Origin of the sequence: Synechococcus sp. ATX 2A4 (assembly GCF_024346375.1) — a bacterium.
Classification (GTDB): domain Bacteria; phylum Cyanobacteriota; class Cyanobacteriia; order PCC-6307; family Cyanobiaceae; genus MW101C3.
The window spans coordinates 13,806-36,341 of sequence record NZ_JAGQCV010000012.1 but is presented as its reverse complement, the minus strand read 5'-3'; the positions used below and the strand labels follow the sequence as shown (position 1 = coordinate 36,341).

The window sequence follows — 22,536 nt, the reverse complement described above, 5'->3', positions numbered from 1 at the left end:
TGGCGCACAACCGCAGTGGTGTCTACACCCATCGCTACTCCGTTGCGTGTTGATGCGTTGGGTGGTATGGCGACAGGGAAAGCGAATGCACATCACAGAACGGCATACACCTGGTGACACCGATGCCCACTGTGCCGCTCGGGAGGATCAGATCCGATCGCGGCTTCGGCCCACCCGGTAAACCTTCCTGTGGTACGCGGGATCTGGGTTGGTGACCTGCAGCTGTCGCACGGTTTCAATCGCCATGCCACCCAGGCTGCCGAAAGAGGCCAACAGGATGCGGAACCACACCAAGGCGCTGGAACTCACCGTAACGGGTGTATGGGCAACAATGGCCTGAAGAAAGAGGCTGATGGAAAGGCCAAGCACGGCCCCCACAAGTCCAGCGAGAACGATGCGGCGACCTTGAAGGGGCTCGGGAGGACAGGCCATTAGGGAGCAGCGGAGGGCAACTGGTCAGGCTTCGAAGCATCAGCGGAGCCGAATCCCTTCAGCACCACATAGAAGACAGGCACCACGAACAGAGACAACACCGTGGCCACTGTGAGGCCACCGAACACCACTGTGCCGAGAGAGGCCTGGCTGCGGGCGCCCGCACCATTAGCCAGCACCAGGGGGAGAAAGCCGAACAGGGACGAGATGGCCGTCATCAGGATCGGCCGGAGGCGGGATTCCGCCGCGTCCCGCGCCGCCTCCATCGCTGTTGCCCCATCGGCCATGCGCTGGTTGGCCAGATCCACGATCAGGATGCCGTTCTTGGCCGCCAGGCCGATCAGCATCACCAGGCCTACCTGGGCATAGATGTTGAGCACCTCACCGCGGGCCGCAAGAAACGCCAGGGCTCCGAGCATGGCGGTGGGCACGGTCATCAGGATGATGATTGGATCGGTGTAGCTCTCATACTGGGCGGCCAGCACCAGATACACCACCAGGATGCCAAGGGCGAAGATCACCACAGCCAGCGCTCCGGCCTTGATCTCCTCGCGGGAAAGGCCTGTCCAATCGAAGCCGAGGCCGTTGACCTCCATCTTCTTGAAGAGGTCCTGAATGCCGGTGATCGCCTGGCCGGAGCTGCGCCCCGGTGCCGGGCTGCCTTCCACCTTGATCGAGCGGAACAGGTTGAAGTGCGGGATCACTGAGGGGCCGGTGACAGGCTCCACCGTGAACACCTCTGCCAACGGAACGGGTTCCCCTTTGAGGTTGTTGACAAAGAGCGAAGTCAGCTGCTGCGGGGTGGCCCGGAAAGCCTCATCCGACTGCACATAGACGCGCCGGATCTTGCCCTCCTGGAAGGTGTCATTGATATAGGCACCACCGAAGTAAAAGCTGAAGGCCTGCATCGCCTGGCCATAATCCACTTGCAGGGCTGCCAGCTGATCACGGTTGACACTCACTTTCAACTGTGGGGATTCCGGGCTGAATTGAGTGAACACCCTGCCGAAATCACCGCTGGCGATCGCCTTGGCGATCAGCTGTTGGGCGTTGGCGAAGAAATCGGGCAGTGTGAGGGCACCGGCGCTCTGGTCGAGCATCTGGAACTCAAAACCACCGGAGGTGCCATAGCCGGGGATTGCAGGGGGCTCCACCACGAAAATCCGCGCGCCACTGATCACCGAAAGCTTGCGGTTCAACCGCTCCACGATCGCCTCCATGGCCTGATCGGGGTTGGGACGTTCGTCCCAGTTCTTGGTGCCGAAGAAGAACAGACCCTTGTTGGGGGCGTTGCCATCAAGGCTGAAGCCGCTGATCAGCAAGGCGGTGCTGATGTCTTTCTCGGTGCGTAGGATCTCGGCCACCTGATCGTTGATCTTGCTGGTGGTCTGGGAGGAGCTGCCATCAGGGGCCTGGACAAAACCGATCGCATAGCCCTGGTCTTCGATCGGCACGAATCCGGCGGGGATGGAGGTGAAGGCCACTCCCGTGAGCACTACTCCCCCCACCAGCACCCCCATGATCAGGGCACGGCGGCTGAGCACCCAACCCAGGGCACGCTGGTACCACGCTTCACCGGAGGAATAAACGCGGTTGAAGCCCTTGAAGATCGGACCGAGGAAGAAGCCCACCAGCAGACCGATCAGGGTGAACACCAGGACGGAGATCGGTGCTTCCACCCGGCCCATCAGCAGCCCCACCACGGCCGCACCGATCACGCAGGGAAGGCGCAACGGCAACCTGGTGATCAAACTCAGCAGATAGCCCAGAAGCAGGCCCGCGATCACCACGCCGATCACCAGCAGGGCACCGCTGCCACTCACGAGCAGGCCGTAAATGAAGCCGATGGAGCCGCCAGCGATCGTGTAAGCACGGCGGCCGGGAGGGTCCCCCTCTCTGGCCAGCAACAGGGCCGAGAGCATCGGAGAAAAGGTGAGGGCATTGAAGGTGGAGATCGCCACCGAAAAGATGATCGTGGCGGCGAACTGCTGGTAAATCGTGCCCGTGGCCCCGGGAAAGAAGAGCACCGGAAGGAACACCGCAAACAGCACAAGCGATGTGGCGATGACAGCGCCGAACAGCTCGTTCATCGTGCTCTTGGCGGCCTCCAAGGCCGTCATGCCTTGCTCCTTCTTGGTGGAGGTGTCTTCGATCACGGTGATGGCGTCATCCACCACCAGGCCCGTGGCGAGCACCAGGCCGAACAGGGTGAGCTGGTTGAGGGAGAAGCCGGCCACCTTCACGAACAGGAAGGTGCCCACCAGCGCCACCGGGATGGCAATGCCGGGCACGAGCGTGGCTTTCCAGTTCTGAAGGAACAGGAACAGGATCAGCACCACCAGCACTACCGCATCACGCAGCGAGTTGGTAACGCCTCTGATGGACGCGTTGATGAAATCGGTGGTGTCGTAGATCTTCTCTATCTTCATTCCTGGCGGAATCGTGAGACGGAAGTTCTCGACCACGTTCTCCACCGCCTCTGACACCTCCAACGCATTGCTGCCGCCCAGCTGATAGACCAGCAGGCCCACAGAAGGTGTCGCCCTCAGGTCGGTGGCATTGGCGTCGTAGCTTTCCGCGCCCAGCTCCACCCGGCCCACATCTCGCAGACGCACCAGGCCGCCCTGATCGGTGGTGCGCAGAATCAGGTTGCTGAATTCCTGGGCGCTGCGCAGCCGGCCCTGAAGTTGCACGGTGAAGGTGAACAGCTGGCCCTCCGGTGAAGGTTCGCCGCCCACCTGGCCGGCCGGCACCAGACGGCTCTGGCTGCGCAACGCGTTTACGACATCGGCCGAGCTCAGCTTGTTGGCCACCAGCCGGTCGGGGTCGAGCCAGAGCCGGAAGGCGAGCTTGCGGTTACCGGCGTAGGCAATGTTGCCCACCCCACGCACGCGTTTGAGCTCATCGATCAGGTTCTGGTCAAGCAGACCACTGATGAATTCCGTGCTGTAGGCATTGGCGGCATCCTCGCTGCCAAAGTTGTAAACGAGCAGAATGGAGTTTGAGGCTTTGTTCACCAAGACCCCCGACTGCCTCACTTCTTCGGGCAACTGGGGCTGGGCTTGAGACACCCGGTTCTGCACATTCACCTGGTTGATGTCACCGTCGGTGCCACTGGCAAACGACACGGTGATGGAACTGGCCCCGGAAGCGGTGCTGGAGGAGGTGATGAACTCCATGTTCTCCACCCCGTTGATCTGCTGCTCCAGCACATTGGTGACCCCCTCCTCCACCGACACCGCATCGGCGCCGTTGTAATTGGCATTCACCGTGACGGTGGGCGGAGCAATATCGGGAAGGTTCTCGATCGGCAGCAGCGGAATCGCAATCAATCCGCCGATCACGATCAACAGGCTGCAGACGGTAGTCAGAACCGGCCGCGTGATGAAATTATCGGAAGCAGACATCGGCGGATTCCTACTTCACCGTCACGGGTGTGCCGTGACGCAGGGTGAGCAGGTTGGTGGTAATCACCTGATTATTGAGGTCAACGCCCTTGAGAACCGGATAGCGGTTGTTCTGCAGCTCGCCGAGCTGCACCGGCACCTGCAGAGCGAAGCTCGTGCCCGGTGGCAACTTCCGTAACGCCTCCAGGTCCGCCCTCCCGGGGTTGCGCTCCAGGTCCTGCAGGGTTCCCACCGCGAACACGAAGCTCTGCCCCGACGACTGGGTGACCGCCACGAACGGCACCGAGGGCACATCACCAGCCGCCAGCTGCACGCGGGTGCGCAGCCGCAGGCCGGTGCGCAAGGCACCATTGGGATTGGGGAACTCTGCCTTCAACAGCAACGCCTGAGTGCCAGGGGTGACGGCCGGATCCACCGAACCCACCACCCCCCTGGCCAGCACCCGATCGCCCAGCGGCTCCTGGAGCACCACCGGCAGGCCTGGGCGCACTCGGTCGCTGAAGGCGCCGGGCACATCAATGCGGGCCATCAGCCGGTCGTTGCGCACCACCTTGGTGAAGGGCGCGCCGGCGGCGATCACATCGCCCTGCTTCACCTGCAGATCGCTGATCACACCACTGATCGGCGCCGTGAGGTTGTTGAAGGCGAGGTCGGCCTGCCGCGCCACCACCGCTTCGCGCGACTGGATGTATTCGGCGCGCAGCTGATCCCGTTGCAGCGCGCTGGCGGCGCCCTGGCGCACCAGAAACTCAAAACGCTCGTAATTGAGCCTGTCCTTGTCGCGCTGGGCGATCAGGCTGGCCACATCGGCGCGCACCTGGGCCTGGTCGAGCACGAGCAGGAGCTGGCCCTGGCGCACCACGTCACCCTGACGTACGAACAGGCGCTCGATGCGCCCGGCGGTCTGGGCGGCCAGCTGGACCTCCTCGATCGCCTCCAGGGTGCTGATCGTGTCGACGTCATTGCTGAAGCGACCTAGCGCCACCGGCTGGGTGGACACCTGCACCTGGCGCTGCTGAGAGGTCGGCGGACCGCCTCCGCAACCCACGAGCACAAGCAGGGTGGCCGCGAGAGAGACACCCGTTCCAACTGACATGGAGCGGAGGGGAAGAATCACGCAGCAGGCTCTGGTTGGGGGGATTCTGCAGGACGCACGCATCGCTGCGGGGCGCTGGGGTGGGGTCGCAGGATTGTCACCCACCGGGTCAGCATGCTGAGGATTGCGGCAAACCAAAAGGCGGTGACGGATCTGTTCGACTTCGAAGCCGCACGCCAGCGCCAGCGGATCGCCCCACTGGCTGACCGGATGCGGCCGCGCGGGCTCGATGACTTCGTGGGCCAGGAGGCGATCCTCGGCCCGGGCCGCCTGCTGCGCCGCGCCATCGCCGCCGACCGGGTAGGCAACCTGATCCTGCACGGGCCGCCCGGTGTGGGGAAGACCACACTCGCCCGCATCATCGCCGGGACCACCCGCTCCCACTTCGCCAGCCTCAACGCGGTGCTGGCGGGGGTGAAGGAGTTGCGGGCCGAAGTGGAGGCCGCGCGCGAACGGCTGGGCCGGCACGGTTTGCGCAGCTTCCTGTTCATCGACGAGGTGCACCGCTTCAACGCCGCCCAGCAGGACGCCCTGTTGCCCTGGGTGGAGAACGGCACGATCACCTTGATCGGAGCCACCACCGAAAACCCGTTCTTCGAGGTGAACAAGGCCCTGGTGAGCCGCTCCCGCCTGTTCCGGCTGCAGCCGCTCGAGCCCGCGGACCTGCGCCAGCTGCTGGAGCGGGCCCTGGCGGATGGCGAGCACGGCTACGGCGGGCGGGAGATCCAGATCGAGGACGCCGCCAGCGCCCACCTGCTGGATGTGGCCGGCGGTGATGCCCGCTGCCTGCTCAATGCCCTGGAGCTGGCGGTGGAAACGACGGAGCCGGATGCAAACGGCGCCATCACCATCGATCTCGCGATCGCCGAGGAGTCGATTCAGCAGCGGGCCGTGCTTTACGACAAGCAGGGCGATGCCCATTTCGACACGATCAGTGCCTTCATCAAGTCGCTGCGGGGCTCCGATCCCGACGCCGCCCTGTTCTGGCTGGCCCGCATGGTGGAGGCCGGCGAGAACCCCCGCTTCATCTTCCGCCGCATGCTGATCGCCGCCGGCGAGGACGTGGGGCTGGCGGACCCTCAGGCCGTAGTGGTGGTGGAAGCCTGCGCCGCCGCCTTCGAGCGGGTGGGGCTGCCCGAGGGGCTCTACCCGCTGGCCCAGGCGGCGCTTTATCTGGCCTCCGCGGAAAAGAGCAACAGCGTGCTGGGCTTCTTTGATGCCCTCAAGAGCGTGCGTGCCACCAGCCGCCAGGAGGTGCCCTCCCACCTGCGGGATGCCAATCGTGATGGCAAGGCCTTCGGCGACGGGGTGGGCTACCGCTATCCCCACGCATACGCAGAGCACTGGGTGGCCCAGCAGTATCTGCCCGGCGCCCTGCAGGGAGAGGTGTTCTGGAAGCCGGGTGGCCTGGGCTGGGAGGGCGCCCTTGGGGCCGGCCTGCAGCGGCGCCGCGCCGCCCAGCTGGCGGCAGCGGCCGAAGCCGATCTCGAGCAGGGAATCCTGCTCACCGCTGGGCCGGAAGATCCTGCCCTGCAGCGCTGGCTGCGGCGCCAGATCGGCAGTGAGGGCCAGCGCCTCGAGCGGCTGCGGCAGCGCTTCTGGCAGGGGGCGCGCTGGCAGCGGCACGACCGCTGTCTGGTGGTGAATGCCCGCTCGCTGCTGTGGAGCCTGGATCCGCTCGACGCCACCCCGGAGGGGGGCGTGGTGATCACGGTGGCGGCAGAGGCTGAACGGGGCCGACTGGAGGCCCAGCTGCAGGTGCTGGATCAGCTGCGGCGCCCGCGACTGCTCTGCGTTCCAGGCGCCCACCCCGAAGCGCTGATCGCTGCCCTGGAGCCGGGCGAACGCTTCGAGTGGATCGTGGGCCGCTCTCCCTTTCAGCAGCTGGAGGAGGCTGGCCTGGCGGCCTGGCTCGACTGCATCGGCGAGCTGGCAGCGCCACAGGGCCAGCTCCGCTTGCTGCAGAGCACGCCATTGATCGGTCCCGCCGGAGCCCTGGCGGAACTGATACGGCAACGGCAGCGCTGTGGTCCGGAGGAGCTGGCAACCCTCGTGCGGCAGGCAGCAGCCTGGGAGAGCGCCGGGCTGGGCAGCGGGCCCGGCGCGGATGCCGTCCAGCAGGGCCTGGAGGCGCGGGGCTGGAGTGTGGAAGCTGAGCAGTGGCGCGAACCCCTGACTGTGAAGCTCTCCGTTGGCTTGCGTCAGCGCTGGTTCGGCGAGGGGGCGAGCTATGGGCGGCTGCTCGGCGCCGCCCTCGGCAGTGATGCCGCCGAACGGCTGGAGCGGCTCAGCGCCGAGCTCGACGGGGCAGAGCTGGCACAGGCCTTGCAGCACACCCTGCTGATGGCCATGAAAAAAGCCCCGGGGAACCCGGGGCCGGAAGGCTGAACCCCAGGGGTTCACCAGAGGCCGCGGATGGGCATGGGCTCGGCAACGGTGGGAACCACCACGGGCGCCTGGAAGTTTTCAACCTTCGCCACAGGATCGCCCATCTGGTTGGCCTGAATGCAAGCCGGCAGGAACACATACCAGGAGAGCAGGGAGGTGCACTGGGCTGTGCCTTGCTTGCACTTGCCATCGGCGCAGATGTTCTGCTTGCCGTCGTAGGTGCCGCAGGTGTCTGCCAGGCGGTAATCCACCGGCAGCGCCGCCATGATCCCCGCCGAGGAAATCTGACCATCCTTGGCATCGGCGATGATCGCGCTGCGCAGGCCCTGCACGGCGTAGGTGCTCATCGTCCAGTAGGGGAAATAGCTGCGGCTCTGGTCCTTCAGGAACTTCACGCCCGCATCGGAATAGAGAAAGCGGGTGACGCCAACCAGATCAACGCTGTACGACTTGGAGAGACCAGCGCGCACTTCAGCGGCCGTCCAGCCGGAAAGGTTAAGCCCACCGGCCAGTCCACGGTCGGTGATTTCACCGGTTTCAAGGAAGGTGGTGAAGGCGTCCATGGGGGTGGACCAAACCGCCCCACCGGTGTTCCACCGGACGGGAAGATCATTATCAACAGCAGCGGATGCCGGCAGGGTGGAGGCCATGAGGGCCGTCCCCATCAGGAGGCCGGCGGCGAGACGCTTCAGCACGGATCGGTTCTGGAACAACAATCTGAACCTAATCAGGCCAGTTGCATCTGCCAACAACTCGTCATCGGCCAGACATGAAGAGGGCGCGCGCGAAGTGCTGATGATGCAGCGCAACAGCAGCAGATCCGCAGCGAACCTGCATGGCCCTGGGCCGCAGGTTGGCGGTTGTTCAGCCGGGGCTCAGCAGCTCGCGGCGGGCGCGGTGCAAACGAGCTGCGCGGCAGGGTTCAAGAGCGTGTCGCTTCGGCGGCAGCGGCTGGACGCACGGCCGGAAGGGTCGCCCACCCGGCAGGGCAAAGCAGCCGATTCCCCTGGCTGGGGAACGCCTCTGGATCCGGGGCCGGTCTGGAACCTCGGCAGACCACGCCCCGTGGCGCGTTCTCAATCGCTTCGACCCGGGCCAGGTAGATCTCGTCGCCACCGATCGGGGCGAGCACCAACTGCACGCGGTCTTGATTGAAGACCACATCGGCCTTCATCGTGGTGGGAATCTCGATGCCGAGCACATCGAGGTAGGGGGTGAAGCCCCCCCAGAAATAGCGGGTGATTTCCGCGCCCACAAAACGGTTCAGCAAGAGCGACACCTGTTGCCTCTGCCCCAGCAGGGATTCCTGGGTCTCCAGGCGCGCCAGTACCTCCACCGTGTCGGCATCGGCTCGGCTGGCCAGGGGAGGATGCAGGCGCAGCTGGCTGAGGCCAGCCAGGCCGAGTGCCGCCAGGATTCCGAACAGACCGAGGCGCACGACGAGGGCCATCAGCGGCCAGTGGTTGGCCGGACCCTAGCCGCCCTTAGGCTCCATCCAGCCCTGCTTTGGACAGCTTCATGACCCTCGAGATCGGTGATCCAGCGCCCGAGTTCACCCTGCCGGATCAGGAAGGCAACCCAGTGCAGCTCTCCTCTCTGAAAGGCCAGCGCGTAGTGATCTACTTCTATCCCAAAGACGACACCCCGGGTTGCACCAAAGAGGCCTGCAGCTTCCGCGACCTGTGGAGCCAGTTCGAAGCCCATGGCATCAAGGTGCTGGGCATCAGCAAGGACGGGGCGACCAGCCACGGCAAGTTCATCAGCAAATACGAACTGCCCTTCACCCTGCTCACGGATGCGGAACCCTGTCCGGTGGCAGCGGCCTACGAGAGCTATGGGCTGAAGAAATTCATGGGCAAGGAATACATGGGGATGATGCGCCACAGCTTCGTGGTGGCCGCCGATGGCACGCTTGAGAAGATCTACCGCAAGGTGAAAGCCGAAGAGATGGCAGAGCAGGTGCTCATCGATCTGGGCCTGAACGCCACGGCCGGCTGATGCGCGCGCCGGTCAGCGCGTCCAGCGCCTCCAGCGCCAGGTTGGGCACGAGTTCGAACGGCTGACCCAGCTCCCGCAGCAGCGGGGCCAGCCGGGGGGCATCACCGCCGGTGAGCCACAAGCCCGGCGCCTGCTCAGGGTGATCTTGCCGGCTGGCCCCCGCGATCGCATGGGCCAGCCCCCACAGGCAACCGCTGGCCATGGCGGCACCGGTGGCGATGGGCCAGGTTTCCAGCTGCGCGGCCGAATCCGGCAGGCCCTGCTGCGGCAGCAGCGCCGTGGCCCCGGCCAGCGCCGCCAACTGCAACCCAGCCCCGGCCATTAGCCGGCCGCCCGCGAAGGTGCCGTTGCCAGCCACCCGGGTGAAACTCAGCGCCGTGCCGGCATCCGCCACCAGCACCGGGCCCGGGCCACCCCTGCTTCCATCTCCGTCACCTGGCGGGCCCTCGCGCGCCTTACGCTCCTGCTGGTGCTGCCAGGCCCCCCAGCCGGCCAAAGCACGGTCGATGCCCAGCCAGGCGGGCATGCCGAACAGGGGCACGGCATCAAGCGTCAGCTGTAGCTGCGGCGGCAATTCCAGCTCTGGCGGCACGGGGCCCACCGCGGCCCAGGCCAGCAGTTGCTCGAGCTCCCCTTGCTCCAGGCACTCGGGCGGCCGGGTGCTCCAGCAGTGGAGAGCGCCCAGCCCATCACGGCCCGGGGCCGGCTCGCGGCGCCCCCAGTGCCAGTGGGTGTTGCCGATCAACACAACGAGGCTCGCCGGACGGCCTTGAGCGCCGCCCGGCGAGCCCTCCACCTAGATCCCCTCGCCCATCACACCGGGCAGATGGATGCCGCACTCCTGCTGCAGGCCACTGAAGCGGGTGGAGCGGCCACTGCCGTCGTCGGGGCCGCTGGAATGCCAGTCGCCCACGGTGGAATACCCCTGCTCGAACAGCGGGTGCTGGGGCAGGCCATTGTTCTGCAGGTAGTAATAAACGTCCCGGTTCGTCCAACTCAGCAGCGGCCGCAGCGACCAACGTCCCCGCACCGGTTGGAGCGGCAGCATCGCAGCGCGGTGGTCGGTCTGGCCACTACGCACCCCACTGGCCCAGCAGGTCACCCCGATCGTTTCGAAGGCGTGATCGAGCGGTTCCACCTTGCGCAGGCGGTGATAGAGCTCGAGATCATCGGCATCGCCGGTGGCCCACAGCTGGCCATGCAGCGCTTCCATGCGGGCTGGGCTCAGCTCGGCCTGGACCACCTGCAGGTTGAGCGACAGCAAGCCCGTGAGCTGCTCGGCGTAGCGGTAGGTCTCGGGGGGGAGATAGCCCGTATCGACCCAGATCACCGGCAGGGCGGGGTCGAGGGTGGCGGCCATGTGCAGCAGCACCGCAGATTGAATGCCGAAGCTGGTGATCAGGGCGAAGTGATCCCCGAAGCTGTCCATTCCCCAGCGCAGTTGCTCCTGGGGGGAAAGGGCTTTCAGCACTGTCCCTGCGGCCTCAGCGTCGAGCGGCAGGCCCTGGCGGTTGGTGGGGAGGGTGGTGGAGATGGTGGCGGCCATGAATCCCATCATCTCCTGTGATGCAACGCCCTGGTTAGGGTTCGAGCTGCCCACCCAGCCACCGAGACGCCGCGTCCATGGCGGAGACCAGCGGGGACCGCACCCCCTTCCCGAATCCAGCCGACGCCGGCGCAGGCAGCACCGCCCCGTGGGAGCCCCCCCATCCAGTGGTGATCGTCGGGGGCGGATTCGGAGGCCTTTACACAGCACTGGCCCTGGCCGCCCGGCGTGATCCGCCGCCGGTGCTGCTGGTGGAGCCGAACGAGCGGTTCGTGTTTCTGCCGCTCCTCTACGAGCTGCTTTCCGATGAGCTGCGCGCCTGGGAAGTGGCGCCGCGTTACGCCAGCCTGCTGGCCAGCCGCGGTATCGCCTGGTTGCGCGACCGCGTGGCGAGCGTCGATGCCGCCGCCGGCACCGTTACCACCACGCAAGGCCGCTGCCTGCCCTATTCCCGGCTCGTGGTGGCCACCGGCAGCCGCGCCAATGATTTCGGCATCCCCGGCGTGGGCGGGCATGCCTTGCAGTTCCGCAGCCTGGAGGACGTGGAACGCCTTCAGGCCCTGGTGCAGCGGCTCAGGGCGCAGCAGCGGCCCCTGCAACGCCTGGCGATCGTGGGTGCCGGGGCAAGCGGCGTGGAACTGGCCTGCAAGCTGGCCGACCTGCTGCAGGGCCACGCCGTGCTGGAGCTGGTGGAGCAGGGCGCCGAGCTGCTGCCCGAGGCGCGTGCCTTCAACCGCGAGCAGGCCAGGGCTGCCCTATTACGCCGGGATGTACGCCTGCGCACCCATACCCGGGTGGAAGGGGTAGAGGCCGGCCGGGTCAGGCTGCGGCATGAACCGGCCGGCGGGGGCGCCGCCAACACCGAGCATCTCAACGTCGATGGTGTGGTCTGGACCGCCGGGGTGACGGTGGCCGCGCCAGCGATCACACCCGTTGCCGCCACCGACCGCCGCGGCCGTCTGCTCTGCCACCCCGATCTGTCGTTGGTGCAACATCCCCATCTCTATGCCCTCGGCGATGTGGCCCATGTGGCCGATGCCGATGGCGAGCCCCTGGCGGGCACGGCCCAGGTGGCCTTCCAGCAGGCCGACAACCTGGCCGACAACCTGATCCGCAGCCTGGCCGGCGAGCCCACCACCCCATTTCGCTGGAACGATCTCGGCGAAATGATCAGCCTCGGCATTGGCGAGGCCAGCCTCACCGGGCTGGGTCTCACCCTGGCCGGATCCGCCGCCTATCGCCTCCGCCAGCTCACCTATCTGGGCCGTCTGCCAGGGCTGCCCCACCAGCTGCGCGTGGCCGCAGGCTGGCTTTCCGACCTGGGCCGCCCCCTCTTCGCCACCGGCGAACCCGCCGGCACGCCGCCGCCCCGGCCCTGAGCGCCGCCGCCGCCACAGAGGCCTGGCCGGCCCCCAAGGGGCTGCTGCTCGATGCGATGGGCACCTTGATCGGCCTGCGGGAATCGGTGGGCACCACCTACGCCGCCGCCGCTGCCGGCCATGGGATCACGGTGAACGCAGCCGCCATTGACCAGGCCTTTCCGGCCGTGCTGCGCCAGGCCCCGCCCCTGGCCTTCCCCGGCCTGCAGCAGCAGGAGCTCGAGGAGGCTGAACGGCAGTGGTGGGGTGAGCGGATCAATGGCGCCTTGCTGGCCGCCGGCAGCGGCGCCTCTGCCCCCGCCGCCTTGCGGGAGGAGCTGTATCTCCGCTTTGCCGATCCGGCGCTGTGGCACGTGCTGCCCGGGGTGCTCACCGCCCTTGAACACTGGGCGGCACTGGGCCTCCGGCTGGCAGTGGTGAGCAATTTCGACGGGCGTCTGCCCGGGCTGCTTGGCGGGCTGGGGCTGGCGGTGCACCTCCAGGCGGTGATCGTCTCCAGCGCGGCCGGGGCCGCCAAACCCGACCCCCTGCCCTTCCGGTTGGCGCTGACGGCGCTCGGCCTCGGAGCCACGGATGTGTGGCACGTGGGGGACAGCCCCGAGGATGCTGAAGGGGCGGCCGCCGCCGGTGTGCGTTGCCTGCGGATCCAACGCCCCTGACCCGATGCACCCGCGCCCTTGAAACAAGCTGTGCTGCTGGGACGCGTCACCGGTCTGCGCCCCGCCCAGAAACGCCGCCTGGAGCGGCTGTCCCACCGCCGCCACCCCGAAGGCGGCGGCGCGGAACTGCTCTGCCTGCAGCGGCTGGCGGCCGAGGCCCGTGAGCTGGAGCTGCCGCTGAGCCTGGTGATCGACGGGCGCGGGCTCACCCGCCTGCTGTGGGTGGGGCCGCTGGAGCAATCGGGCCGCCTGATCGAGCGGCTGCCCGGCAGCGAGCGGCGCCAGGGGAGCGACCTGCGCCTGATCACCTGCGTGGGCCGCAAGCCCGCTCTCGAACCGCTGGCCAGCGAAGCGCTGGTGGGGCTCGATCTGGAGCCACTGGTGTGGCTCCGCTACCCCGACAAAGCCGCCGCGGGGGGACGCTGGGCGGCAGCGGTTTACACGATCAGCCAGGAGGAGGGGCGCCCCTGGGCCCTGCACCGGGAAGCCGACCTGGCTGAGATCTGCCAGGCCGAGGCCTCGCCGGCACCAGCGGAAGCTGCGGCCGACGACACACGGCTGGCGCCCCAGGCGGGACCCGAACGGGTGCTGTTGCTGGCCCTGATCAGCGATGACGGCACCGCCAGCCAGCGCGACATCGCCGAACTCGAAGGGCTGGTGCGCAGCGCCGGCGCGGTGCCGGTGGGCCTGATCCAGCAGAAGCGCCAGGGAGCGGCGGCCCATGCGCTCTGGGGGGAAGGAAAACTGCGCGAGGCGGCACTGGAGGCCCGGCGCCTGGGAGCCACTCTGGTGGTGACCGATCGGGACCTCACGCCGGTGCAGGCCCGCAACCTGGAACGGCTGGTGGACCTGCCGATCAGCGACCGCACCGAACTGATTCTCGACATCTTTGCCCAGCGGGCCGCCAGCGGCGCCGGACGTCTGCAGGTGGAGCTGGCCCAGCTGCGCTACCGGCTGCCACGGCTCAGCGGCCGCGGCCAGAGCCTCTCGCGCCAGGGGGGCGGTATCGGCACCCGAGGCCCGGGGGAAACCCAGCTGGAGAAAGACCGGCGGGCCATTGCCCGCCGCCTCGATCGCCTGCAGCGGGAGGTGCAGCGGCTCGGAGAGCACCGGGCTCGCCTGCGCGAGGGGCGCCAGGGCGTGAAACGCCTGGCCCTGGTGGGATACACCAACGCCGGCAAGAGCTCCCTGCTCAATGCCCTCACCCGCCCGGCGGCGGGTGAGGAGGTGCTGGCCGAGAACAAGCTGTTCGCCACCCTCGATCCCACCACCCGGCGGCTTGACCTGCCGGATGGGCAGGGAGGGCTGGTCCGGCTGTTGATCACCGACACGGTCGGCTTCATCCGCGCCCTGCCTCCACCACTGGTGGAGGCGTTCCGCTCCACGCTGGAGGAAACCCTTGACGCCGATCAGTTGCTGGTGGTGGTCGATCTGTCGGACCCGGCCTGGCCACAGCAGCTCGAAGCGGTGAACAGCCTGCTCGACACCCTCGGCAGCGCCGCGCCGCGGCAGGTGGTGGGCAACCAGATCGACCGCTGCGATGCGCACGCGCTGGAACTGGCCCGCGCCCTGTACCCCACCATGCTGTTCGTGTCAGCGACTGCAGACTTCGGCCTGGAGGGACTGCGCGACTGGATGATCACCCAAGTCAGCTGACCGCAGGGTTATGGCACGATCAACGATGTCTCATCCTCCCTGCCATGCCCCTTCAACTCGGTGACACCGTCCCCGACTTCACCCAGGAATCCCAGCTGGGTCCGATCAACCTCTACGACTTTGCCGGCGACAGCTGGGTCGTGCTGTTTTCTCACCCCGCCGACTACACCCCCGTTTGCACCACGGAACTGGGTGAGGTGGCCCGACTGCGCCCGGAGTGGGAAAAGCGCAATGTCAAGACGATCGCCTTGAGCGTCGATTCCGCCGAGAGCCACAAAGGCTGGATCGGCGACATCAATGAAACGCAGTGCACGATCGTTGACTACCCGATCCTGGCAGATGCGGACAAATCGGTGAGCGACCTTTACGGGATGATCCACCCGAAAGCGCTGAACAACCTCACAGTGCGCTCGGTGTTCATCATCGATCCCAGCAAGAAGCTGCGTCTGCAGATCACCTATCCAGCCAGCACGGGCCGGAATTTCCATGAAATCCTCCGGGTGATCGACTCCCTCCAACTCACCGACCACCACCAGGTGGCCACTCCGGTGAACTGGCAGCAGGGTGACGACTGCGTGGTGGTGCCCTCGATCTCCACCGAAGATGCCCGGGCCAAGTTCCCCAAAGGGGTCACTGAGGTCAAGCCCTACCTGCGCATGACCCCCCAGCCCAATACGTGAGCACCCGATCGGGCTGGCAGCACCGTCTCACTGTTCCTCAGTTCACCCTGGTGACAGGGATGCTGGTGATCGCCGTGGGCACTCTGCTGATGGCCAGCCCGGTTTGCTCCAGCACCGATGTAGGGCTTTGGGAGGCGCTGTTCACCGTCACCTCGGCGATCACGGTCACGGGGCTGTCGATCATTGATGTCGGCACCGACCTCACCCTGGTCGGTCAGATGGTGCTGGCGGGTCTGATCCTCACCGGCGGGCTGGGGCTGATGGCGATCACCACCTTCCTGCAGGGATTTGTGCAGGGCCGTTCCGGCCTGCGTCACCGGCTCGACAAGGGCCGGGCCCTCGATGAGTTCGGAGTTGGTGGCATCGGTACCACCTTTCACCAGATTCTGGTGATTGCCGCCGCGGTGATCGCCGTGGGCACGGTGATTCTCTACACCTATGGATTCGCCGACATTCACAACCGGGGAGAACGGCTCTGGGCGGCCCTGTTCCACTGCATCAGCGCTTACAACAACGCCGGTTTCGGTCTCTGGTCAGACAGCCTGGTGAGCTACCGCCAGCAACCGGTGGTGAATGCGGTGATCGCTGCCTTGATCGTGATCGGTGGCATCGGTTGGCGCGTCGCCAATGACCTCTGGGTGAACCGCTTCCGCCTCGGCCACCTGCACCGGCTCAGCCGGCTCAGCCTGCACACGCGGTTGGTGATCCGCAGCACGGTGGTCCTGATCATTCTGGGGACGGTGGGGTTGCTGTTCACCGAACATTTCGCCACCGAGCGGATGGTGGGAAGCATGGGCTGGTGGGACCAGGTGCAGGTCACGCTGTTTCAGTCGATCACCACCCGCACGGCCGGCTTCAACACCGTGCCACTCACGGTGGACACGATTTCCGATGCCGGTCTCCTGCTGATGATGGCGTTGATGTTCATCGGGGCCAGCCCGGGCGGCACCGGCGGAGGCATCAAGACCACCACCTTCGCCGCCCTGGTGGCCGCCACCCGTGCCACCCTTCGTGGTGAAGAGGAAGTGGTGGTGCGCAACCGCGAGATCCCCGACAAGGTGGTGTTGCGCGCCATCGGCGTGGCCCTCTCCTCCGCCCTGTTCGTGCTGGGCATGGCCCTGGTGCTCGGCCTCGGCAACACCGCTGCGGGAGCATCGGGTGGCGAACCGTTCAGCTTTCTCGAAAAGCTGTTCACCTGTGTGTCGGCCTTCGGCACCGTCGGCCTGGATGTGGGCGTCACTGCCCAGCTCAACCGCTGGGGCCAGCTGGTGTTGATGGTGGGCATGTTTGTGGGCCGGGTGGGCATTCTGTTGTTGCTCTCGTCCCTTTACCCCAGCAGGACCCACAATCGGGTGGGCTATCCCCGCGAAGAGCTTTACCTCTGATCGTCATGCACCTCTCCACTTTTTTCCTTCCTTTGCACCGCTCATGACCCAGTGGTGGCAATGGCAGGGCGGCAGCGACACGGTGTCGAGGAGTTACGCCGTGATCGGCGTGGGCCGCTTCGGCAGTGCCGTCTGCAAGGAGTTGCTGCGCTTCGATGCGGAGGTGCTGGCCATCGACAACTGCCAACGGGCGATCGATGAACTGCGCCAGGAGGATCCGGCCATTGAGGCACGGGTGGTGGATTGCACCGATGAGGAAGCGCTGCGCGCCGCCGGCGCACTGGATGTGGGCACAGTAGTAGTGGCGATCAGTGAGCCAATCGAGGCCAGCATCACCGCCACCTTGATCGTCAAAGATGCACCCGGCAGCAGGGTGCGTCAGGTGATTGCCCGGGCCACCAGCGATCTGCATGAAAAAATGCTCCGGAGGGTCGGCGCCGATCGGGTGGTGTTCCCGTCCAAGATGCAGGGCGCGCGTTTGGGCATGGAGCTGGTGCGGCCCAACCTGTTGGAGCGGCTGCGGCTCGACGACCGCAACAGCATCGAGGAAATCAAGGTGCCGAAGGTGTTCGTGGGTCGCTCCCTGCGCGATCTAAACATGCGCAAGAACCACAACGTCAGTGTGCTGGCGGCCGGTCCCCAGAACCGCCTCACCGTGAATCCGCCGGCCTCCCACGTGCTCAACGAAGATGAGCTGCTGGTGGTGATGGGTAGCAGCGAGGCGCTCGAGGCCCTCCCCTCCCACTGAGCCGATGAAGGTGCTGGGCCTGATGAGCGGCACGAGTGCCGATGGCATCGATGCCGTACTCGCTCGCTTCGAAGGTCCACGCGACCACCCCCGCTGGAGTGTGCTGCGCAGCACCTCCACCCCCTACCCCGAGCCGCTGCGCGCTCGGTTGGTGGCGGTGGGTCAGGGGGAGCCGCACACCGCCGCCGCGCTGCTGGATCTGGCGGAGGAGGTCACCGTTGAGCAGGCGCGCGCCGCCCGCAGCTGCGACCCCGCCGGCGACGCGAAGCTGGTGGGCTGCCACGGCCAGACCATCTGGCACCGCCCGCCCACGCCCGAAGGTCGCGGCGCCAGCTGGCAACTGCTGCAAGGCCCGTTGCTGGCCCAACTGCTGAACACGCCGGTGGTGTTTGATCTGCGCGCCCACGATCTGGCACTCGGCGGGCATGGCGCGCCACTGGTACCCGCTGCCGATGCCGCGCTGCTGCCGCGCATCGGCGGCTGGCGGGCAGTGCTCAACCTCGGCGGCATCGCCAATCTCACCCTGCTGCCACCGGCCAGCGGCCCGGAGCGGCAGGCCCCGGTGACGGGCTGGGACTGCGGGCCGGCCAACACCTTGATCGACCTGGCGGTTGCGCAGTTCAGCCAAGGACGCCTCAGCTACGACCGCGATGGTGCCTGGGCCGCCCGCGGTCAGGTGCAGGAGGCCCTGATCGCCCGCTGGCTGCAGGACGACTACTTCCGCGTGCCGCCGCCGAAATCCACCGGCCGCGAGCTGTTCGGCCAGGAGGATCTGCGCCGCCGCCTGCAGGATCTCGCCACTGCTGCCGGCGCTGCTACCGCTGCCGGCAGCAGTGGCGCCGAGCTTGCGGAGCAGCAGGCCGATGCGCTCGCCACCCTCACCGCCTTCAGTGCAGCGGTTGTCGCTCAGGATCTGGAACGGGGAACCCGGCCGTTTGAGCTGGTGCTGGCCGGCGGCGGCGCCCACAACCCCACCCTGGTGCGAGAACTGCGCCAGCGCTGCCGTGGCGTGATGGTGCGGCCCCTCTCGGAGCTGGGGGTGGAGCCGTCGCAGCGCGAGGCGCTGGGCTTCGCGCTGCTGGCCTGGTGGCACCACCACCGCCATCCCGGTTCCCTGCCTGCCGTCACCGGGGCCTCCCGCAGCGCGGTGCTGGGCGTGCTCGCTAGCCCCACCAGTTGAATTCAAGCAACTGCCACCCCCCGGCAAAGTCAGGTCGGCCAGGAAGACTTCCTGCCTGCGTCCCAGGAGCCGTTCAGCCCGCCGGCCGGTAGAACCGCAGCCGCCGCGGCGCCCCTCGCAGACGGCCGGGGCCATTGCGTTGCTGCCGCTCAAGGGCCTGGCGGAATTGATCGGTGCGCAGCTGGCGCTGGCTGCGGGAATCGCCTTCGCGCGGCAGGTCGCGCGTCAGTTCTGGCGGCAGCTCCCGGTCCAACCGATCCAGGCCCTGCTGGATCAGCACCTTGGCCATATTGCTGACCGTGCGTGACTCCGCCTCAGCCACTGCGGCCAGTCGCTCACAGAGTTCTTCAGGCAGGACCACCTGAATGCGAGGTGATTTAGGGCGGCCGCTGGCGGAGGTCTGACGGGTGGCCACGGACCCACGGTGCGCTTCCTGCACACACGAGTGTACAGAGGTGCGCAGGGATAGTATCCAGCCGTATGCTTGAGGAGCTCTGCGCATGCGCCACTCCCAACGCCATGACCAAAGCCATGACCAAATCTGTAACCAGGGACGGGACCAGGGCCACTGATGGGCCCGCCACTCCCAGCGACACCAAGGCCAGCCCGGCGGCAGCTTCGAAACCCTCCAGGCGCGCCGCCCGCAAGCCCTCGGCCCAGGCTGGAGGCATGGGCGGCGGCGCCGAGAAAAGTGACGTGCTTGTGTCCGCTGTGATCAGCACCTATCTACTCACCCATCTGCACCACGTCCTGCAGCGCGCCGAGTTCGCCGCAGCCCAGGAGGGGCACAAGTCCCAGGCCTCCAACTACGCCCAGCTGCGCAAGGTGCTCTGCCTCGATGCCCGCACCATGGAGGACGCCTCCGCCTCCGAACAGGAGGATCTCGACTCGCCGTGCGCGGCCTGAAGCGAACCGCCGAGCCCTGCGCCTTCGCGCCGCTCTGCAAGCAGTCTGAGCGTAAATCGAGACAATCAGAAGACTGTCTCTCTCTAACTGCCACAACTGCAGGCATTGTCAGCTCGGTCAGCTCGGCCACCTCGACCCTGGCCTCAACCCGCCCCGCAAGGCAGCTTCATCGGCAGGCAGCTTGTTCAGAGGACAGCACCATGCGCAGGCGAGCCCATCGGAAAATATCTCCACCGAAGCCTGGGCGTCGCCGAAGCCAACTCAGTTCTCAGGCCACGCGCAGTTCGCAGACGCACCCTGTCACAGCCTCGCCAAGCCGCTGCCACGGCGCTTAAAGACATCCGACAAGGTATTTGGGTGGTATTGAGGGAACGCCGAACACGTCGTGAACGCCTTCCCACTGATTCCATCGGCCTCTCTGGCCACTGCCCTGCTGCCGGTGCTCCTGGTGCTGGCCGCGGCCCGCTGGCTCACGCACCGGCCTGAAGTGCTGCGCCCTTTAGCGGCGCGCCGGCTGGCGGCGGCCCTACTGCTGGTTCTGGTGCTGCGTTATCTGGTGTGGCGGGTGGGCTTCAGCCTCAACACGTCGTCGGCGCTGGCTCTCACCCTCTCCCTGGTGTTGCTGGGCTGCGAGGCCTTCCTGCTGGGCACCGGCATGATCCAGATCCTGCTGAGCTGGCGGCCGATTCCGCCACGGGAGCGGCAGGCCGACCGGCTCGAAGCCTGTTTCCGCGAAGGCACCTGGCAGCCCCCGGTGGATGTGCTGATCCCCACCTGCGGCGAGCCATTGGCGGTGCTGCGGCGCTGTCTGGTCGGCGTCACGGCGATGCGCTACCCCCACAAGCGGGTGTTCGTGCTTGATGACAGCGGCCGCGCTGAGGTGGAAGAGCTCTCCAATCAGCTTGGCTGCACCTACCTCAGCCGCCTGGATCGCCACGGCGCCAAAGCGGGCAACCTCAATTTCGGGCTCAGCCACAGCCACGCAGAGCTGGTGGTGGTGTTCGACGCCGACTTCATCCCGCAGACCCACTTTCTCGAGCGGACGCTCGGCTTCTTTCTGGATGCGGATGTGGCGCTGGTGCAGACCCCCCAGACCTTCATCAACGCCGACCCGATGATGCGCAACCTGGCGATGGAGCGCTGGCTGCTGCCCGATGAAGAGAGTTTCTATCGCTGGATCCAGCCGGTGCGAGATGGCAACGGCGCCGTCGTCTGTGCCGGAACCTCGTTTGTGGTGCGGCGCGCGGCCCTGGCGGCCGTCGGTGGTTTCAACCCTGCTGCACTCTCGGAGGATTTCGTGGCCGGCCTGGAGCTCAGCGCGCGCGGCCATCGCCTCGTCTATCTGCCAGAAAAGCTCAGCGCCGGTCTGGCCGCCGAAACGATGGCGGATTTCGTCCAGCAGCGCTTGCGCTGGTGCACCGGCACCTTGCAGACCTTGCGCCTGCACGCCAATCCTCTGCGGCTGCGGGGGCTCACGGCGCAGCAGCGCTTCTCCTACAGCGAGGGGCTGTTGCACTGGTTCAACAACCTGCCCCGACTGATCCTGCTGCTGATGCCGCTCTGCGTGGGCCTGCTCGGCATCCTGCCGATCCGCATGACGCTTGAGGAGTTCCTCGTCTACGCCCTGCCTGTGCTTTGCAGCCAGCTGGCCTTGGTGGGCTGGCTCACCAGGGGCTCCCGGCATGCCCTGCTGCCGGAGCTGATGAGCTGGCTGCTGGCGGTGCCACTGGCGATCACCGTGCTGCGCAGCCTGGTGTTGCCGGGCGGCGGCTTCACGATCACCCCCAAGCACCGCCTCCGCGAGCACGGCGGAGGCGCCTTGTCGTTGCTACTGCCCCTGTTCGTGCTGCTGGTGGTCAACCTCATCAATCTGGGCGCCGTGCTCCTGCACCTGCAGGCAGGTCCGCTCGCTCCCACCACCCACTGGGTGGGGCTGTTCTGGGGCGGCCTCAATACCTTCGCCCTGCTGGTGGCATTGCGCAGCTGCATTGATCCCCCTTGCCTGGATCCCACCCCCTGGCTGGCGCTCAGCCTGCCCGCCCAGCTGCGGGCGGAGGGGATCACCTGCACCCTCCAGATCGACGCCATCAGCGAGCGGGGTGTGGAAGGCCACCTCACCGCCGACCTCTCGCCGTTCAGCCAGGCCACCCTGCAACTTCCGGGCCTGCCCGACGCGCTGCACGCCAGCTGCCTGGCCCACCGGGGACGGCGTGTGGCATTGACGTGGGAGACGCTCGGCTGGGACAGCCACAATGCGCTCATTCGGTTCCTGTACTGCACCCCGGGCAGCTGGCCCCAGCGTCAGGCGCCGCCGGAATGGAAGGCCCTGATCGTGCTGTTCTCCCAGCTGCTGCGGGCCCCACGGGAGGCTCGCCCCTTCCGCCGCAGCCTGGTGCCGAAGTCCATCAACAGCACACAATCGCTCGCCCCACTCGCGAGCCACCCATAACGTCGAACCAGTCAACGGCTTCCATCCGTTTCCATGACAGATTCCAGCGCCGCACCATCACCCGTTGCCGAGCTGTACGCCCGGATCCAGCAAGACCACGACCTGACCCAGTTGCTGTTCCGGCAAGCCCTGCAAGATCCGAAGGGCACCCTGCAGCGGATCGTGGAGCTGGGCGAGCAATGGAATCTGCCGGTCAGCGCCGAGCAGGTCAAGGAGCATCTGGCCGGCCTTGATGAAGGCACGCGGCAATGGCTGGTCAAGGCCCGCGGCGGACTCTGATCTACGCATTCGGAGCCCTGATCAAAACGGCAGTTCCGCCCGCTCAGGGTTCCGTTGTGGCCGCTGGCGGCTCCAAACGCGGGGCTTGCGGTTGCGGGCGCGTCAGCTCCGCTGCCGTTCCCTCCGGGGTGGGCGTGAGGCTGCGCGGAGCAAGACGATCGGAGCGGCCACCCTGCGACCAGCTGAAGAACAGCCAGTAGCTCACCAGTGCCAACCCGGCGGCCACCACCAACGCCGCCACTTGCTCCAGTCGTTTCACCATGGCTCCAGCCGGTGGGCCATCATCGCGGGGCCCTGCTCCAGCCCCCACTCTGCCGATACGGTTCGAGGCGGGCGCAGGCGTGATGA

21 protein-coding genes are annotated in these 22,536 nt (G+C 66.8%); 12 read left to right on the top strand and 9 right to left on the bottom strand.

The genetic code is table 11. The features are described 5' to 3' along the window. Nucleotides 1-147: 147 nt before the first annotated feature. Genes KBY97_RS11750 through KBY97_RS11740 form a run of 3 tightly spaced genes read right to left on the bottom strand, consistent with a single transcriptional unit; the run spans nt 148 to nt 4,935 of the window. On the bottom strand, nt 148-432 hold the full coding sequence (locus KBY97_RS11750) for a hypothetical protein (protein ID WP_255147193.1): 285 nt from the start codon (nt 430-432) through the stop codon (nt 148-150). Then, entirely contained in the window at nt 432-3,839 is a 3,408-nt protein-coding gene (locus KBY97_RS11745) for an efflux RND transporter permease subunit (RefSeq protein WP_255147191.1), read from the bottom strand. Before KBY97_RS11745 ends, KBY97_RS11750 begins: the two co-directional genes overlap by 1 nt. Before the next feature lie 10 nt (nt 3,840-3,849). Beyond that, nucleotides 3,850-4,935, bottom strand: a complete 1,086-nt coding sequence (locus tag KBY97_RS11740; RefSeq protein WP_255147189.1) for an efflux RND transporter periplasmic adaptor subunit — start codon at nt 4,933-4,935, stop codon at nt 3,850-3,852. A gap of 144 nt (nt 4,936-5,079) precedes the next feature. Here KBY97_RS11740 and KBY97_RS11735 point away from each other — a divergent pair, with 144 nt between their 5' ends. Continuing rightward, nucleotides 5,080-7,323, top strand: a complete 2,244-nt coding sequence (locus KBY97_RS11735; protein WP_255147187.1) for an AAA family ATPase — start codon at nt 5,080-5,082, stop codon at nt 7,321-7,323. Nucleotides 7,324-7,334: 11 nt separating this feature from the next. Here the strand turns inward: KBY97_RS11735 and KBY97_RS11730 are convergent, their stop codons facing one another. Together KBY97_RS11730 and KBY97_RS11725 are read right to left on the bottom strand one after the other, a co-directional pair. Continuing rightward, the gene (locus tag KBY97_RS11730; protein WP_255147284.1) at nt 7,335-7,988 is read right to left on the bottom strand and encodes an alpha/beta hydrolase; all 654 of its coding nucleotides are present in this window, start codon (nt 7,986-7,988) and stop codon (nt 7,335-7,337) included. Nucleotides 7,989-8,245: 257 nt separating this feature from the next. Further along, nucleotides 8,246-8,773, bottom strand: coding sequence for a hypothetical protein (locus KBY97_RS11725; RefSeq protein WP_255147186.1), 528 nt, complete (start codon nt 8,771-8,773; stop codon nt 8,246-8,248). A gap of 68 nt (nt 8,774-8,841) precedes the next feature. On the opposite strand from KBY97_RS11725, the gene bcp reads away from it, so the two are divergent. Next, complete coding sequence (gene bcp, locus KBY97_RS11720; protein ID WP_255147185.1) at nt 8,842-9,321, top strand: thioredoxin-dependent thiol peroxidase; 480 nt, start codon at nt 8,842-8,844, stop codon at nt 9,319-9,321. On the opposite strand, the gene KBY97_RS11715 is transcribed toward bcp, so the two are convergent. Both KBY97_RS11715 and KBY97_RS11710 read right to left on the bottom strand, forming a co-directional pair. Next, the gene (locus KBY97_RS11715) at nt 9,287-10,069 is read right to left on the bottom strand and encodes a type III pantothenate kinase (protein WP_255147184.1); all 783 of its coding nucleotides are present in this window, start codon (nt 10,067-10,069) and stop codon (nt 9,287-9,289) included. The genes bcp and KBY97_RS11715 overlap by 35 nt on opposite strands. A 48-nt stretch (nt 10,070-10,117) precedes the next feature. Beyond that, on the bottom strand, nt 10,118-10,867 hold the full coding sequence (locus KBY97_RS11710) for a phosphoadenylyl-sulfate reductase (protein WP_255147181.1): 750 nt from the start codon (nt 10,865-10,867) through the stop codon (nt 10,118-10,120). A gap of 77 nt (nt 10,868-10,944) precedes the next feature. Between KBY97_RS11710 and KBY97_RS11705 the strand changes: the two genes are divergently transcribed. Genes KBY97_RS11705 through KBY97_RS11675 form a run of 7 tightly spaced genes read left to right on the top strand, consistent with a single transcriptional unit; the run spans nt 10,945 to nt 18,554 of the window. Then, nucleotides 10,945-12,246 (top strand): NAD(P)/FAD-dependent oxidoreductase, encoded by a 1,302-nt coding sequence (locus tag KBY97_RS11705; RefSeq protein WP_255147179.1) that lies wholly within the window; start codon nt 10,945-10,947, stop codon nt 12,244-12,246. Continuing rightward, the gene (locus tag KBY97_RS11700; RefSeq protein ID WP_255147282.1) at nt 12,243-12,905 is read left to right on the top strand and encodes an HAD-IA family hydrolase; all 663 of its coding nucleotides are present in this window, start codon (nt 12,243-12,245) and stop codon (nt 12,903-12,905) included. Before KBY97_RS11705 ends, KBY97_RS11700 begins: the two co-directional genes overlap by 4 nt. Before the next feature lie 18 nt (nt 12,906-12,923). Next, on the top strand, nt 12,924-14,561 hold the full coding sequence (hflX, locus tag KBY97_RS11695; protein WP_255147178.1) for a GTPase HflX: 1,638 nt from the start codon (nt 12,924-12,926) through the stop codon (nt 14,559-14,561). Between the two features lie 44 nt (nt 14,562-14,605). After that, a complete protein-coding gene (locus KBY97_RS11690; protein WP_255147177.1) occupies nt 14,606-15,241 on the top strand; it encodes a peroxiredoxin in 636 nt (211 codons plus the stop codon). Further along, nucleotides 15,238-16,626 (top strand): TrkH family potassium uptake protein, encoded by a 1,389-nt coding sequence (locus KBY97_RS11685; RefSeq protein ID WP_399217731.1) that lies wholly within the window; start codon nt 15,238-15,240, stop codon nt 16,624-16,626. Before KBY97_RS11690 ends, KBY97_RS11685 begins: the two co-directional genes overlap by 4 nt. A gap of 43 nt (nt 16,627-16,669) precedes the next feature. Then, nucleotides 16,670-17,374 (top strand): TrkA family potassium uptake protein, encoded by a 705-nt coding sequence (locus tag KBY97_RS11680; protein WP_255147175.1) that lies wholly within the window; start codon nt 16,670-16,672, stop codon nt 17,372-17,374. 4 nt (nt 17,375-17,378) lie between these two features. Then, nucleotides 17,379-18,554 (top strand): anhydro-N-acetylmuramic acid kinase, encoded by a 1,176-nt coding sequence (locus KBY97_RS11675; RefSeq protein ID WP_255147173.1) that lies wholly within the window; start codon nt 17,379-17,381, stop codon nt 18,552-18,554. Nucleotides 18,555-18,627: 73 nt separating this feature from the next. On the opposite strand, the gene KBY97_RS11670 is transcribed toward KBY97_RS11675, so the two are convergent. Next, on the bottom strand, nt 18,628-18,969 hold the full coding sequence (locus tag KBY97_RS11670; RefSeq protein WP_255147170.1) for a ribbon-helix-helix domain-containing protein: 342 nt from the start codon (nt 18,967-18,969) through the stop codon (nt 18,628-18,630). 116 nt (nt 18,970-19,085) lie between these two features. Between KBY97_RS11670 and KBY97_RS11665 the strand changes: the two genes are divergently transcribed. From KBY97_RS11665 to KBY97_RS11655, 3 genes are all read left to right on the top strand, one after another. Beyond that, entirely contained in the window at nt 19,086-19,460 is a 375-nt protein-coding gene (locus KBY97_RS11665) for a hypothetical protein (RefSeq protein WP_255147169.1), read from the top strand. Nucleotides 19,461-19,845: 385 nt separating this feature from the next. Then, a complete protein-coding gene (locus tag KBY97_RS11660; protein WP_255147168.1) occupies nt 19,846-21,909 on the top strand; it encodes a glycosyltransferase in 2,064 nt (687 codons plus the stop codon). Between the two features lie 33 nt (nt 21,910-21,942). Continuing rightward, complete coding sequence (locus KBY97_RS11655; RefSeq protein ID WP_255147167.1) at nt 21,943-22,188, top strand: hypothetical protein; 246 nt, start codon at nt 21,943-21,945, stop codon at nt 22,186-22,188. A 43-nt stretch (nt 22,189-22,231) separates the two neighbouring features. Here KBY97_RS11655 and KBY97_RS11650 read toward each other — a convergent pair whose 3' ends face one another. Then, a complete protein-coding gene (locus tag KBY97_RS11650; protein WP_255147165.1) occupies nt 22,232-22,450 on the bottom strand; it encodes a hypothetical protein in 219 nt (72 codons plus the stop codon). Nucleotides 22,451-22,536 lie beyond the last annotated feature (86 nt).